Below are 14,019 nucleotides of genomic sequence, written 5' to 3'. Positions count from 1 at the left end.
GTCAGCAGGCGGCATCCCCCGAAATTCGCAGCTGGAGCGGCGCACGCAACTTGGCAGCGCCCTCAATCATTGATAAAGCAGCGCAATATGCAGCAACATCAAGAAACTTGTTATGCTCTTCACGCAGTTTGAGTTTCTGTTCCTGTTCCTGCCGGTGACCCTGGTCGGCTATTTTCTGCTGGCTCGCTTTTTCGCCGCCCCTGTCGTGCGCCTCAGCTGGCTCGCCGCGGCGTCGCTCACCTTCTACAGCTATTGGGACATCCACTTCGTCCCGATCATCCTAATCTCCATCGTCTTCAATTATACGATGGGTCTGCTGATTGCCGGACAGACCGGAAAGCTACGCACCGGCCTGTTTTCAGCTGCCATCACGCTCAACCTGGCCGCGCTCGCGTTCTACAAATATACGAATTTCGGCATCCAGATCCTCAATGCGATCACCGCGTCGAAGCACCCCTCGCTTGCGATCGTTCTCCCGCTTGGCATTTCGTTTTTCACCTTCACCCAGATCGCCTACCTCGCCGACGTCTATGGCGGGTATTCCGATGAACGAAGCTTTGTGAAGTACGGCCTGTTCGTCACGTATTTTCCGCATCTGGTCGCCGGCCCGATTCTCCATCACCGCGAGATGATGCCGCAATTCGGCTCGGAGGAGAGCCGACGAATTTCCATCGAGAAGGTCGCGGTCGGCCTTACGATTCTGACCATCGGACTTTTCAAGAAGTCGTTCATCGCGGACGGGTTCGGCCTGATCGCGAATCCCGTGTTCCACGCCGCCAATTCGAGCCACCTTCACCTGATGGACGCCTGGGGCGGCGCGCTCGCCTACTCGCTGCAGATCTACTTCGATTTCTCGGGCTACTCCGACATGGCGATCGGCATTTCGATCATGTTCGGGATCCGGCTGCCCTTCAACTTCGATTCCCCCTACAAGTCGCTGAGCATCGTCGAGTTCTGGCGCCGTTGGCACATCTCGCTATCGCGCTTCCTCCGCGACTATCTCTACATCCCGCTTGGCGGCAATCGCTACGGCGAGCACCGGAGAAACGCCAACCTCTTTGCCACCATGCTGCTCGGCGGTCTCTGGCACGGAGCAGGCTTCACCTTCATCATCTGGGGAGCGCTGCACGGGCTGTTTCTGATCGTCAATCATCGCTGGAGCAAATTCGTCGCACAGCGACCGGCCCTCACCCGCCTGTCGACGACCGCCTGGTATGCGGTGGCGGCGCTCTTGTTGACACAGTTCGTCGTGGTTCTGGCATGGGTTTTCTTCCGGGCCGACAATCCGAATGCCGCGGTCAGGCTCATCAAGGGGATGCTCGCCCTGTCCAACCCGGAGAAGATCACGGCAACGAACCTCGTCGATCCGCGCCTCATGATCGCAATCCTGGCAGGCTATGTCGCCTGTTTCACCCTGCCCAACGTGAACACGATGTTCGAGCGTTGGAAGGTCGGGCTGGACACCTACCACAACCCTCGTCCCTGGAGCATTCTGAACCTGAAGTGGCGACCGTCCCTGCCGTGGGCCATCGGAACTTCGATCGCGCTCGTGGCGGCGGTTCTGATGAACATCATCGCCGGAGACACCTCCCAGTTCCTCTACTTCCAGTTCTGAACGCGCAGGAGATGGCGAGCGACGGGCCTCGGACCCTCCCACCGACATTCGGCCTTATGAAGGCGGATATGTTCTTGTCGAAGCTGTCCAGGCGGGCGGCGTGCCGACGGCGCATCGTCCGCTTGCAGCGGCTACGCCCAGCCATTAGCCTGATTCTGGCGCAATCAACTTCCAGCACGACGCGGATTGCGAGCCAAACTCGCTTACTCCCGAAGCACAATCACCAAGGCGGGCTCGAACTTTGGCGCGGTATCTTGCGATCGTAGTGGCTTTGTTCGCCATCGTCTTCCTGCCGCTGCTGGCTGTTTTCGAATGGGTCGGCTGGCGATTGGGCGCGACCGTCCCGCTCTCGGTGCTCGCAGCCGAGCAATCGCACACCGAACGGATAGTCTGGCTCGGCACCTTCAAGGACTACGCTCCCTACAAGCTCGAACGAATCAAACAGGTCCAGCCCGAGGTTCTGCTGGTGGGAAGCTCGCGCTGCGGTCAGGCGCGCGAGCAGATGTTCCGTCCCTATGTGGCCTACAATGCGTGCCTGACGGCCTGGCCTCTCACGCACGTTGTGGACTTCGTCGATCGCGCGACCACGGTGGCGAAGCCGCGCGTGGTCGTCGTGGCGCTGGACTACTTCCTCTTTGGCGATTTCCTCGCTGACGTCTGGCGGAAAGAGCGCACGATGGACTTCGCCCAAGGCATCGATTCGCATCGGCGGAAGCTGCACGACGTCGCGGACTTCGTCATGCGGAATCACGGAGATCTCGATGCGATCCGTTCGGCCATGATGACGCCGCAACTCGAGCCCGTTGACAACAACAGGCTCGTCGGCACCGAGGCAATCCGCGGCAAGTTCGGATTCCGCAAGGATGGTTCCGTCATGGTCGCGCCACCCTATCGAAATGCGGCGGCCGAAACCTTGGCGCGCGGCGCTCAGTACGTCACCTCCTCGTTTCCGGGCGCCCCTCATCTCAGCGAACGCGAATTTGGCGAGATCGAGCGACTTTCCAGGCTTTCCCGCGAGCGCGGGTTCTCGGTGGTTGCGATCCAATATCCGTTCCTGGAGAGCGCTGGCGCCTTTCTCGACGCCGACGAGGCCTATTGGCCCTATTCCGGGCTCTGGCGCGAGATCAGGAGTCCACAGACCGTCGAAAGATTTGCGCAGCTTGGCATCCAGTTCTTCGATATGAGCCGCACCGAGATATCGCGCGATTCCGGCAACTTCTTCGATCCCGCGCATCCCTCGGAAAGGGGCATGCTCAAGACCTACCTCGCCCTGCTGGACCGGACCGAGTTCAGCAAGCTGTTTCCGCGGATCGACCGCAGCGCCTTGGCAGCCGATCTCGAAAAGGGACAGGGTGAACAGTTCGATCTCTATCACTGAGGCATGCTGCGAGAGACTTGCGTCCTCCGAGGCTTTTCCAATTGGCCCGCCCACCAACGCGCCGCAGTCCGTCTCTCGTCGGAGCATCCTCGGATCCATCCTCCGCCTGATTCGTCAGCAAAGATGCTGAGCATCGCGGAGAAAGGATGATGAGCTCTCCGGAAGCCGCATTCCAACGCGACCACACAACCGTAAGCTAACAGGACTGTTTGTGCTGCTGCGCACACCTGATAAAGAGACCGCTGGAAATGACCGCCGCCGGCCCCTCCATCGCTCCGATCGGGGGACCGTGCTTGTTTTTTCGCAACGAAATCAATGTCGAGCATGAAAGATGCAGATCGGAACGGGATTCGCGGTGCAGATGTGCCGGGCGACAGCGACGCTTTGCATCGGAGTTCCTCGGCCCGCGAATGACACGGTGGCCGATTATCCGACCTCAGCCCGATCGAACCGGAGGCGAATTCCTTGGATCAGGTGATCGATATGAGTGAGATGGATCTGGCCTGTCAGACTGTTCGCGCCTCCTGCGACTCCGGGCAGACGATTGCGTTCGTGTCCGGCAACTTCAACGTCGTGCACCCCGGACATTTACGGCTTTTGAAGTTCGCCGCCGAGCAGGCCGACGTGCTGGTCGTGGGCGTCAATCCCGATTCGACGCCTGGCGTGACCCTGGCGCAGGACATGCGCCTCGAAAATGTGCGTTCCATCGCCTTTGTGCACCATGTCGTGCGCTTGGAAACATCGGCGTCCGACTTCATCGCGCATCTGAAGCCGACGGTCGTCGTCAAGGGCAAGGAGTTCGAGGATCGCGCCAATCCCGAGCAGGAGGCCGTGGACGCCTATGGCGGACGGCTGATCTTCTCGTCCGGTGAATTGCGCTTTGCGTCGCTGTCGCTGCTGGAACGCGACGCCAACATCGACATCTCCACGGTCCGCAAGCCGCAGGAATTTCCCAGGCGCCACGGCTTCGAGATCGCAAATCTGAAGGATCTGCTCCGCAAGCTGTCCGGCATGCGGGTCGCCGTCATCGGCGACCTGATCGTCGACGAATATGTCACCTGCGATGCGGTCGGCATGTCCCAGGAGGACCCGACCATCGTCGTGACGCCGCTGATGACCCGCACCTTCGTCGGCGGCGCGGGTGCGGTTGCGGCGCATGCGCACGGGCTTGGCGCCGACGTGAAATTCTTCACCCTGGTCGGCGACGACGAAGCGGCGCGGTTCGCCCGCAACACGCTCGAACAGCATGGCGTCAACTTCAACGCCTTCACCGACCAGAGCCGGCCGACCACGCGCAAGCAGCGTTTTCGCGCGCTCAACAAGACGCTGTTGCGCGTCAATCATCTGCGCCAGCACGCGTCGGATGCCGACCTGCAGCGGCAGATGCTGACCTCGGTCGAGCGCGCCTTGAAGACCTGCGATCTCCTGCTGTTCTCCTGCTTCAACTACGGCTGCCTGCCGCAGGATCTGGTCGACGCGATCGCCGATCGCGCCCGCGCCCAGGGCGTGATGATGGCGGCCGACAGCCAGGTGTCGTCGCAGACCGGCGACGTCTCCCGCTTCAAGGGCATGACCCTGCTGACGCCGACCGAGCGGGAGGCGCGCGTCGCACTGAACGACTTCATTTCGGGTCTCGCCGTGATCAGCGAGCGGCTGGTCGAACGGGCCCGCACCAAGAATCTCGTGATCACGCTCGGCGCCGAGGGCGCGCTGATCAACACCATGGCGGACGGCACCTTCACCTCGGACCGCCTGCCGGCGTTCAATCCATCCCCGAAGGACGTGTCCGGTGCCGGCGACAGCTTCTTCATGGCCTGCTCGATGGGCCTGCGCGCGGGCGCCGATATCTGGCAGGCCTCCTATCTCGGATCGCTGGCGGCTGCCCTCCAGGTTTCCCGCGTCGGCAATCTGCCGTTGACGACGGCGGAATTGGTGCGGGAAATCGACGAGACCGGATTCAGCCAGGAGTAGGATGTCGTCATGCGTGCCCTCCTGCTCGCGGCGGGGATCGGAAGCCGGCTGCGCCCGCTGACCAATACGACGCCGAAATGCCTGGTGCGTGTGCACGACCGTCCATTGCTGGACTACTGGCTCGATCTCGTGTTCGAAGGCGGCATCGAGCGCGCGCTGCTCAACACACACTGGCTCGCCGAACAGGTGCGCGCCCACGTGGCGCAATCGCGCTGGCGGGACCGCATCGATCTCGTTCACGAAGATGAACTGCTCGGGACGGGCGGCACCGTGCTCGCCAACCGCGCCTGGTTCGGCGACCAGCCCTTCCTGGTGGCTCACGCCGACAATCTGACGGATTTCGACGTCGCGGGGCTGCTCACCGCCCATCGCAACCGCCCGCCCGGCTGCATCATGACGATGCTCGCGTTCCGCACCGATGATCCGAGCTCGTGCGGGATTCTCGAGCTGGACGATCAGCACAGGGTCATCGCCTTCCACGAGAAGGTCAAGAATCCGCCCGGGAACCTCGCCAATGGCGCGGTCTATGTATTCGATCCCGCCGTCATCGCCGACATCGCCGCGCTGGGAAAGCCGATCGTCGATCTCTCCACGGAAATCATCCCCAACTATTTGGGACGCATTTTCTGCGTGGAAACCAGCGGTTATCATCGGGACATCGGCAACCCGGAAAGCTTGCGCCGGGCCCATTTGGAGTTTAATCACGAACCACGCCGTGGCGGGGACGCTTGACGGGCGGGTTTCGCCGCCGGGCTGGTCACCTTCTTCTGCCAATTTGTATAAAGGTGCGCGCGACGCGCCAGCCGGCGACACGACAGGCGAGCCACGGGGATTGCTCAGATGAAGATATTCGTGACCGGAGCGTGCGGCTACAAGGGCAGCGTGCTCGTGCCGAAGCTCTTGAAGGCCGGCCATAAGGTCGTTGCATTCGACATCATGTGGTTCGGCAACTTTCTCGAGCCGCATCCGGATCTCACCGTCGTCCAGGGCGACGTCCGCAATCCCGACGCCATCGACCTGACCGGGGTCGACGCCATCATTCATCTCTCCAGCGTCGCCAATGATCCCTGCGGCGATCTCGACCCGAAGCTGACCTGGGAGATCTCCTGCCTCGCCACGATGCAGCTCGCCGATCGCGCCTATCGCCACGGCATCAAGCGCTTCATCTACGCCTCCTCCGGCAGCGTCTACGGCGTCAAGGAAGAGGAGCAGGTCACCGAGGATCTCGAGCTGCTGCCGATCTCCGAGTACAACAAGACCAAGATGTGCGGCGAGCGCATCGTGCTGTCCTACAAGGACGACATGGTGGTGCAGATCGTGCGCCCCGCGACCGTCTGCGGCTACTCTCCGCGCCAGCGGCTCGACGTCTCCGTCAACATGCTGACGATGCAGGCGCTGATGAACGGCCGCATCACCGTGTTCGGCGGCGACCAGACTCGCCCGAACATTCACATCGACGACATCACCGATCTGTATCTCTTCCTGCTCGATCATCCTGAGCACACCGGGATCTACAATGCCGGCTTCGAGAACATCTCGATCCTCGACATCGCCAGGCTCGTCACCAAGCACGTGCCGGCCGAGGTCATCGTGACGCCCTCGAACGACCCGCGCAGCTATCGTGTCAACTCCGATCGCCTGCTTGCGACCGGCTTCCGGCCGAAGAAGACGGTGGAGGACGCGATCAAGGAAATCATCGGCATGTACTCGCAAGGCCAGCTCAAGAACGACGACCGCTGGTACAATCTGAAATGGATGGAGAAGGAGGTCGTGAAATGAACGTCCTGGCCTTCAAGACCCCCGGCAGCCTGTTCGCCGACTACACCAGCCGCTTCAGCACCGTGCTGAAGGATTTCGACTGGAGCCCGGTCGAGAAGCTCGCCTATGATCTGCGCGATTGCTGGCAGACCGGCCGGCAGGTGTTCTTCTGCGGCAATGGCGGCAGCGGCGGCAACGCCAACCACCTCGCCAACGATTTCCTCTACGCGCTGTCGAAGACGCCCGGCTCCGGCCTGCGCGTGCATTCGCTGTCGTCGAACCCGTCCGTGATCACCTGCCTTGCCAATGACGAAGGCTATGACCAGGTGTTCTCGCTGCAGCTCGCGGTGCTCGCGCGCAAGGGCGACGTGCTGATCACCTTCTCCGGCTCCGGCAACTCGCCGAACATCCTGAAGGCGCTCGAAGAAGGCAAGAAGATCGGCATGACCAGCTATGCCGTGCTGGGCTTCTCCGGCGGCAAGGCCAAGGCGCTCGCCGACGTGCCGATCCACTTCGCGGTCGACGACATGCAGATCGCCGAGGACGCGCAGATGGTGATCGGCCACATGATCATGCAGTGGCTGTACGCCCAGCGCGGCGACATCATCACGACGCGCGAGGTCTGACGGGCAAGGACGATGGCTGCGAACGAAAAGTACCTGATCCTCGGCTCGAACTCGTTTTCGGGCGCAACCTTCGTCGACTTCCTGGCTGCGGCCGGTCACGACGTGATCGCGACCAGCCGCTCGGACGAGCCGCATGACGCGTTCCTGCCGTACAAATGGCAGAAGCGGGCCGGCAAGGTCCGCTTCCAGCGCGTCGACCTCAACCACGATCTCGATGCGCTGAAGGCGCTGCTGGCAGCCGAGCGGCCGACCCACGTCGTGAACTTCGCTGCGCAGAGCATGGTCGGCGAGAGCTGGCTGCATCCGGACCACTGGATGATGACCAACGTCGTCTCCGCGGTCCGGCTGCACGACATCCTGCGCAACTATGACGGCCTCGACCGCTACGTCCACGTCACGACGCCCGAGGTCTACGGCTCGACCGAGGGCTGGGTCCGTGAGGACGCGCCGTTCAATCCGTCGACGCCCTACGCGGTGTCGCGCGCGGCTGGCGACATGAGCCTGCGGACCTATTTCGCCAACTACCAGTTCCCGGTGGTCTTCACGCGCGCCGCCAACGTGTACGGTCCGGGTCAGCAGCTCTACCGCATCGTGCCGCGCACCATCGTGGCCGCGATGACCGGGCAGAAGCTCCGGCTCGACGGCGGCGGCAAGTCGATCCGCGTCTTCATCCACATGACCGACGTCTCGGACGCGACGGTGAAGATCGGGCGCAGCGGCAAGCTCGGCGAGACCTATCACATCTCGGGCTATGAGCTGGTCTCGATCCGCACCCTGGTCGAGATGATCCTGGCCAGGCTCGGCAAGTCGTTCGAGGATTGCGTCGAGATCGGACCCGAGCGTCCCGGCAAGGATACCGCCTATACGCTCGACAGCTTCAAGCTGCGCACCGAGCTTGGCTGGCGCGACACCTTCTCGCTGGAACAGGGCATCGACGACGTCATCGCCTGGGCGCGACGTTTCGAGGATGTCATGGCCAAGCTGCCGACCAAGTACGAACATAAACCCTGATCGAGACCCCTGCGCTTCCCCGAGGAAGCGCGACTGGAGAGCACGATGAACGTTGCAGTCCGGAGCACCGCGGCCAAGCCTGACGCCGCCGCCCTGAAGGCGCAGGCAGCAAGGCTGCGCGGCAAGATCATCGAGATGTCGCACAAGGCTCAGGCCGCGCATCTGGCCTCGTCGCTGTCCTGCGCCGATGCGATGACAGCGGCCTATTGGCATGTGCTCAACATCGACCCGAAGAACCCGAGCGATCCGCTGCGCGACCGCTTCATCCTCTCCAAGGGCCACGCCGCCGCAGCGCTGTTCGCGACCTTGGCGATGAAGGGCTACTTCCCGATCGAGGAGCTCGACACCTACTGCCAGGACGGCGGCCGTCTCGCTGAGCATCCGCCGGCCAACCTGCTGCCCGGCGTCGAGGCCGCGACCGGCTCGCTCGGCCACGGCCTGCCGCTCGGCTGCGGCATGGCGCTCGCCGGTCGAATCAAGGGCGAGAGTTTTCGCGTGTTCGCCCTTCTCTCGGACGGCGAGAACAATGAGGGCTCGGTTTGGGAGGCCGCGATGTTCGCCGCCGCCCAGAAGCTGGAGAACGTCTGCGTCGTCGTCGACTACAACAAGTGGCAGGCGACCGCGCGCTCCAACGAAACCCTGATGCTGGCACCGCTGCGCGACAAATGGGCCGCCTTCGGCTGGGACGCGCACGAGATCGACGGCCATGACGTCGGCGCGCTGGCGGAAGCCATGCAGAACATCCCGAACGGCTCGGGCAAGCCGGTGGCGCTGATCGCCCACACCGTAAAGGGCAAGGGCGTGTCGTTCATGGAAGACGACAACAACTGGCATTATCGCGCCCCCACCGCAGACGAAGTGACGAAGGCGTTCAAGGAGCTCGGCCTGTCATGAGAAACGCTTTCGCTGACGAACTGACCAAGCTCGGTAACGAGGACAGCCGCGTCGTCATGCTCTCGGGCGACATCGGCAACCGCCTGTTCGACAAGTTCAAGGACAAGCACCCCAGCCGCTTCTTCAACTGCGGCGTCGCCGAGGCCAACATGATGGGCGTCGCCGCCGGCATGGCCATGAACGGCCTTCGCCCGGTCGCCTACACGATCACGCCGTTCGTGACGACACGCTGCCTGGAGCAGATCCGCACCGACGTCTGCTATCACGAAGTCCCCGTGACCATCGTCGCGGTCGGCGCCGGCCTCGCCTATTCCGGCCTCGGCCCGACCCACCACGCCTGCGAGGACATCTCGTTCCTGCGCTCGATCCCGAACATGGTCGTGATCTGCCCGGGCGATGCCTTCGAGGTGCGCGGCGCGCTGCGCGCTGCGATGCAGCAGGACCGTCCGGTCTACATCCGCATGGGCAAGAAGGGTGAGCCTGTCGTTCACAAAGGCCCCCTCGCGGATTTCAAGATCGGCAAGGCGATCACGATCGAGGAAGGCTCCGACGTCTGCCTGCTCTCGACCGGCAACATGCTGCCGGAAGTCATTGAAGCCGCACACAGATTGAAGGAGAAGGGCATCTCCGCCGAGGTCGTCAGCTTCCACACCGTGAAGCCGCTGGATGAGGACAAGCTCAAGCAGGCCTTCAGCCGCTTCAAGCTGGTCGCGACCATCGAGGAGCATTCGCTGATCGGCGGCTTCGGCTCCGCCGTGTCCGAATGGCTCGCCGATACCGAGACGAAGCACCAGAAGTTCCTGCGCTTCGGCACGCCGGATGCGTTCTTCAAGAAATCAGGCGAACAGGAATATGCCCGCGAGGTGCTGGGACTGACCGGCCACCAGATCGCGGACAAGATCATCCACGCGTTGAGCTGAGACATCACATGAAGACCCAAGCTGCCCTCCTGGTCCAGACCGGCCAGCCGCTCGTGCTGGCCGAGATCGAGACCCCCGCCCTCAAGCCGGGCCAGGTGCTGGTCGAGATCGCCTATTCCGGCGCCTGCGGCACCCAGGTCATGGAGTGGCGCGGCGACAAGGGCGAGGACAAATGGGTGCCGCATTGCCTCGGCCACGAGGGCACCGGCACGGTGATCGAGGCCGGCAGCGCCGTCACCAAGGTCAAGGTCGGCGACAAGGTCGTGCTGTCCTGGATCAAGGGCACGGGCATCGAGGCTGGCGGCGCCGTCTATGACTGGGATGGCAAGAAGGTCAACGCCGGCGGCGTCACCACCTTCCAGCGCCACGCTGTCGTCAGCGAGAACCGCCTGACCCTGCTGCCGCCGGACCTGCCGATGGATGTCGCAGTGCTGCTCGGCTGCGCTGCGCCGACCGGCATGGGCGCGGTCTACAACGTGCTCAAGGTGCAGCCCGGCGACGCAGTCGCCGTGTTCGGCACCGGTGGCATCGGCCTGAACGCGCTGATGGCCGCCGCGCTGGCCGGCGCGATGCCGGTGATCGGCATCGACCCGAACCCGACCCGCCGTGCGCTTGCCCAGATCTACGGCGCAACTCATGTCATCGATGCATCCGGCGACGTGCTGGCCGAGATCAAGAAGATCGTGCCGCAGGGCGTTGATCTCGCGGTCGAATCCTCCGGCATTCCGGCCGTGATGGAGCAGGCGATCAATTCCACCCGTCAGCAGGGCGGCCGCGCGGTCGTGATCGGCAACGCCAAGCATGGCGCGGCGCTCACGCTGAATCCCGGCGTCTTCAATCAGGGCAAGAGCCTGCTCGGCACCTGGGGCGGCGACAGCGTTCCGGATCGCGACTACGGCCGCTACGGCCGGCTGCTGAGCTCCGGCCGCTTCCCGGTGCGGGATCTCTTGTCGAAGCCCTACAGCCTCGCCCAGGCCGACCAGGCGCTGCAGGATCTGGCCGCCGGCAAGGTCGGCCGTCCGCTGATCGACATGTCGCTGCGTTAAGTCCAGGCCATGCGGATCGGGATCGACTTCGACAACACGATCGCCTGCTATGACGGCGTGTTTCATGCGGCCGCGCTCGAGCGCGGCCTGATCCCGGCCGATCTCGGCCGCGACAAGAACAGCGTCCGCGACCATCTCAACGGCAGCGGGCGCAAGGACGACTTCACCGAGCTGCAGGGCTATGTCTACGGCGCCCGGATGGACCTGGTGTCGCCCTACCCTGGCTTCGCGGAGTTCGTCGCCGCGGCCCGCCGCGCCGGCCATGACCTGTTCATCGTCAGTCATAAGACCAGACACCCCATTCTCGGTCCGAAGCACGACATGCATGCCGCCGCGCGCGGCTTCCTGACCGACCGCGGGCTGATGGGATCGGCCGCCAGCCAGATCGCGCCGGACCGGGTGTTCTTCGAGCTGACCAAGGACGAGAAGGTCGCCCGTGCGCATGCGCTGGCCTGCGAGGTCTTTGTCGACGACCTGCCGGAGATCCTGGGCATGACCGGATTCCCGCAAGGGATGCGCAAGGTGCTGTTCGACCCGGAGAACCAGTTCGCGACCACGGCCGTCCCTTACGAGCGCCGCGCCTCGTGGGCCGAGATCGCGGCGGATGTCGTCCGTGACCGCGGCTGAGCCCAGCCCGGATGCCGATGCCGCCCTGCTGGCGCTGGCGCAGCGCCTCACCGTGCAGGCCGGCAAGGCCAGCCCGACGGGACTGACGCGGCTGGCCGGCGGCCGCAACAACCAGGTCTTCCGTCTCGACACGGCCGACGGCCCGCTGGTCCTCAAGCGCTACTTCACCGACGCTCGCGACACCCGCGACCGGCTCGGCGCCGAATGGAGTTTTGTCAGCCATGCCTGGTCGCACGGGGTCCGTGTCGTGCCGGAGCCCCTGGCCTGCGACCGCGCCGAACAGGCTGGCCTGTACAGCTTCGTCGAGGGACGCAAGCTGACGGTCGCGGAGCTGGCGCCCGTTCATGTCGATGCCGCGATCGACTTCGTGCTCGCCGTGAATGCTCCGCCCCGCCCGGCGCTGGCGGCCGGATCCGAGGCCTGCTTCTCCCTCGCCGAGCACCTCGCCACCGTCGAGCGCCGGGTGGCGCGGCTGGCGACGCTCGATGGCGACGTGCCCCATGTGGCCGACGCCCGACAGTTCGTGACCGCACGGCTGCAGCCGGCCTGGGCAGAGGTGAAGGCGACCATTCTGCGCGGCGCCGCGGCCGAAGGGCTCGCCTTCGAGACCGCCATCCCCGCCGATCAGGTCTGCCTGTCGCCGTCCGATTTCGGCTTCCACAACGCACTGATCGACGACCAGGGCAAGCTCACCTTCCTCGACTTCGAATATGCCGGCCGCGACGATCCGGCCAAGCTCGTCTCCGACTTCTTCTGCCAGCCGGAGGTGCCGGTGCCGCTGGCGGTGCACGAGCATTTCATCGACCGGCTCACGGACGGCCTCGGACTGGACGCGGCCAGCGTCGCGCGCTGCCGGCTCCTGCTCGACGCCTACCAGGTCAAGTGGACCTGCATCATCCTGAACGACTTCCTGCCGCTCGGCGCCACCAGGCGCGCCTTCGCCGACACAGGCGCCTGGGCGCAGCGTTGCGCCGCGCAGCTCGCCAAGGCCGACGCCAAGCTCGACCTCATCGGCGCCACATCCGACTAACCGACATCGTAACGCCCGGAGATCTTCATGGCCTATCGCGAGTTCGTCAGTCTCGTCCACAAATCGACCAAGCGCGACTATCTCGCGCGCGTTACCCAGCGCGACAAGGCCGATGTCGCGGAGATGGCGATCAAGTACGACTACGACTACTGGGACGGCAGCCGCGAGACCGGCTATGGCGGCTACAAATATGACGGCCGCTGGCGCAAGGTCGCCGATGCGATGATCGCGACCTACGGCATCAAGCCCGGCATGCGCGTGCTCGACGTCGGTTCCGGCAAGGGCTTCATCCTGCACGATTTCCGCGAAGCCATCCCGGATCTCGAGGTCGCCGGCATCGACGTCTCCTCCTACGGCATCGAGCACACGATGGAGAGCGTGAAGCCGTTCTGCCAGGTCGGCACCGCGGCCAAGCTGCCCTACCCCGACAAGCACTTCGATCTGGTCATCTCGATCAACACGCTGCACAACCTCTACAACTACGATCTCGATGCCGCCCTGCGCGAGATGGAGCGCGTCAGCCGCGGCGCCAAGTATCTCTGCGTCGAGGGCTACCGCAACGAGCGCGAGAAGGTGAACCTGATGTACTGGCAGCTCACCTGCCGCATCTTCCACACCCCCGAGGAATGGGCCTTCGAGTTCAAGCGCTCCGGCTACACCGGCGACCACGAATTCATCTTCTTCGAATGAGTGTGAGCTGAGAGCGTCGACAGGCGCTCTCGCGACGCATTGGCGTCCGAGCTATCAGTCGACGATCGCTCTCTCGAACGAGAGGGCGCGGGGAAGGCCGGGAGCCTGCCGCCCCCATGGCCCGCCTGCAGAAAGAAGTGCAGGCGGCAGGTACCACAGGTTCGGCTGGGACATCCCGGCCTTCCCCGCGCGACTGGTTTTAACGGTGTCCTTCGTGCTCTCCCTGGGGATCGGCGTTCTTGCCCCCATTTTGCGACAACGCGCCTTTGGCGCGTTGCGCAGACCTCAGCGTCGAGAGGCCAGGACCACACGACTTCGCCGTCCGCGCCGATTGCGCTCGTCTGGCGCAGCCGTCACGTCCATCGCAGCACACCTCCACGTATCGTGACGACGCGTACGTCCCTCTGCATGAGGCGGGATGACGCGAGAGAACCATATTTTCCGATAAAACGA

13 protein-coding genes are annotated in these 14,019 nt (G+C 63.9%); all 13 read left to right on the top strand.

Annotated elements, in window-relative coordinates:
* Nucleotides 1-112 precede the first annotated feature (112 nt).
* The 13 genes from QX073_RS09780 to QX073_RS09720 all read left to right on the top strand — a co-directional run bounded on the left by QX073_RS09780 (nucleotide 113) and on the right by QX073_RS09720 (nucleotide 13,566).
* Nucleotides 113-1,615 (top strand): MBOAT family protein, encoded by a 1,503-nt coding sequence (locus tag QX073_RS09780; protein ID WP_315828204.1) that lies wholly within the window; start codon nucleotides 113-115, stop codon nucleotides 1,613-1,615.
* A gap of 265 nt (nucleotides 1,616-1,880) precedes the next feature.
* Nucleotides 1,881-2,993: a hypothetical protein gene (locus QX073_RS09775; RefSeq protein WP_316225679.1), complete on the top strand. Its 1,113-nt coding sequence runs from the start codon at nucleotides 1,881-1,883 to the stop codon at nucleotides 2,991-2,993.
* Between the two features lie 483 nt (nucleotides 2,994-3,476).
* Entirely contained in the window at nucleotides 3,477-4,964 is a 1,488-nt protein-coding gene (locus QX073_RS09770; RefSeq protein WP_409977946.1) for a PfkB family carbohydrate kinase, read from the top strand.
* Nucleotides 4,965-4,973: 9 nt separating this feature from the next.
* Nucleotides 4,974-5,696, top strand: a complete 723-nt coding sequence (locus QX073_RS09765) for a nucleotidyltransferase family protein (protein WP_315768274.1) — start codon at nucleotides 4,974-4,976, stop codon at nucleotides 5,694-5,696.
* 108 nt (nucleotides 5,697-5,804) lie between these two features.
* On the top strand, nucleotides 5,805-6,743 hold the full coding sequence (locus tag QX073_RS09760; RefSeq protein WP_315712796.1) for an SDR family oxidoreductase: 939 nt from the start codon (nucleotides 5,805-5,807) through the stop codon (nucleotides 6,741-6,743).
* Complete coding sequence (locus tag QX073_RS09755; RefSeq protein WP_315712798.1) at nucleotides 6,740-7,348, top strand: SIS domain-containing protein; 609 nt, start codon at nucleotides 6,740-6,742, stop codon at nucleotides 7,346-7,348. Before QX073_RS09760 ends, QX073_RS09755 begins: the two co-directional genes overlap by 4 nt.
* Nucleotides 7,349-7,360: 12 nt before the next feature.
* Nucleotides 7,361-8,359 (top strand): NAD-dependent epimerase/dehydratase family protein, encoded by a 999-nt coding sequence (locus QX073_RS09750; RefSeq protein ID WP_315753227.1) that lies wholly within the window; start codon nucleotides 7,361-7,363, stop codon nucleotides 8,357-8,359.
* Between the two features lie 45 nt (nucleotides 8,360-8,404).
* Nucleotides 8,405-9,253 carry a transketolase gene (locus QX073_RS09745; protein WP_315753228.1) on the top strand — a complete coding sequence of 283 codons (849 nt, stop codon included), beginning with the start codon at nucleotides 8,405-8,407 and terminating at the stop codon, nucleotides 9,251-9,253.
* On the top strand, nucleotides 9,250-10,173 hold the full coding sequence (locus tag QX073_RS09740) for a transketolase family protein (protein WP_315753229.1): 924 nt from the start codon (nucleotides 9,250-9,252) through the stop codon (nucleotides 10,171-10,173). Before QX073_RS09745 ends, QX073_RS09740 begins: the two co-directional genes overlap by 4 nt.
* An 8-nt stretch (nucleotides 10,174-10,181) precedes the next feature.
* On the top strand, nucleotides 10,182-11,219 hold the full coding sequence (locus tag QX073_RS09735; protein ID WP_315753230.1) for a zinc-binding dehydrogenase: 1,038 nt from the start codon (nucleotides 10,182-10,184) through the stop codon (nucleotides 11,217-11,219).
* 9 nt (nucleotides 11,220-11,228) lie between these two features.
* Nucleotides 11,229-11,846 (top strand): hypothetical protein, encoded by a 618-nt coding sequence (locus QX073_RS09730; RefSeq protein ID WP_315828210.1) that lies wholly within the window; start codon nucleotides 11,229-11,231, stop codon nucleotides 11,844-11,846.
* On the top strand, nucleotides 11,833-12,876 hold the full coding sequence (locus QX073_RS09725; RefSeq protein ID WP_316225678.1) for an aminoglycoside phosphotransferase family protein: 1,044 nt from the start codon (nucleotides 11,833-11,835) through the stop codon (nucleotides 12,874-12,876). Before QX073_RS09730 ends, QX073_RS09725 begins: the two co-directional genes overlap by 14 nt.
* A 27-nt stretch (nucleotides 12,877-12,903) precedes the next feature.
* Nucleotides 12,904-13,566, top strand: coding sequence for a class I SAM-dependent methyltransferase (locus tag QX073_RS09720; RefSeq protein ID WP_315712807.1), 663 nt, complete (start codon nucleotides 12,904-12,906; stop codon nucleotides 13,564-13,566).
* Nucleotides 13,567-14,019: the final 453 nt, after the last annotated feature.

The sequence above is a fragment of the Bradyrhizobium sp. SZCCHNS3052 genome, from assembly GCF_032484495.1.
GTDB lineage: Bacteria > Pseudomonadota > Alphaproteobacteria > Rhizobiales > Xanthobacteraceae > Bradyrhizobium.
The sequence above is the reverse complement of the archived record's forward strand: the minus strand, read 5'-3'. Positions and strand labels throughout refer to the sequence as shown.

What these genes read in the sequence shown, in the direction of transcription:
- QX073_RS09765 (WP_315768274.1), top strand. Translation starts at nt 4,974, where the DNA reads ATGCGTGCCCTCCTGCTCGCGGCGGGGATCGGAAGCCGGCTGCGCCCG.
- QX073_RS09720 (WP_315712807.1), top strand. Translation starts at nt 12,904, where the DNA reads ATGGCCTATCGCGAGTTCGTCAGTCTCGTCCACAAATCGACCAAGCGC.
- QX073_RS09755 (WP_315712798.1), top strand. Translation starts at nt 6,740, where the DNA reads ATGAACGTCCTGGCCTTCAAGACCCCCGGCAGCCTGTTCGCCGACTAC.
- QX073_RS09780 (WP_315828204.1), top strand. Translation starts at nt 113, where the DNA reads ATGCTCTTCACGCAGTTTGAGTTTCTGTTCCTGTTCCTGCCGGTGACC.
- QX073_RS09735 (WP_315753230.1), top strand. Translation starts at nt 10,182, where the DNA reads ATGAAGACCCAAGCTGCCCTCCTGGTCCAGACCGGCCAGCCGCTCGTG.
- QX073_RS09770 (WP_409977946.1), top strand. Translation starts at nt 3,477, where the DNA reads ATGAGTGAGATGGATCTGGCCTGTCAGACTGTTCGCGCCTCCTGCGAC.
- QX073_RS09750 (WP_315753227.1), top strand. Translation starts at nt 7,361, where the DNA reads ATGGCTGCGAACGAAAAGTACCTGATCCTCGGCTCGAACTCGTTTTCG.
- QX073_RS09730 (WP_315828210.1), top strand. Translation starts at nt 11,229, where the DNA reads ATGCGGATCGGGATCGACTTCGACAACACGATCGCCTGCTATGACGGC.
- QX073_RS09740 (WP_315753229.1), top strand. Translation starts at nt 9,250, where the DNA reads ATGAGAAACGCTTTCGCTGACGAACTGACCAAGCTCGGTAACGAGGAC.
- QX073_RS09760 (WP_315712796.1), top strand. Translation starts at nt 5,805, where the DNA reads ATGAAGATATTCGTGACCGGAGCGTGCGGCTACAAGGGCAGCGTGCTC.
- QX073_RS09745 (WP_315753228.1), top strand. Translation starts at nt 8,405, where the DNA reads ATGAACGTTGCAGTCCGGAGCACCGCGGCCAAGCCTGACGCCGCCGCC.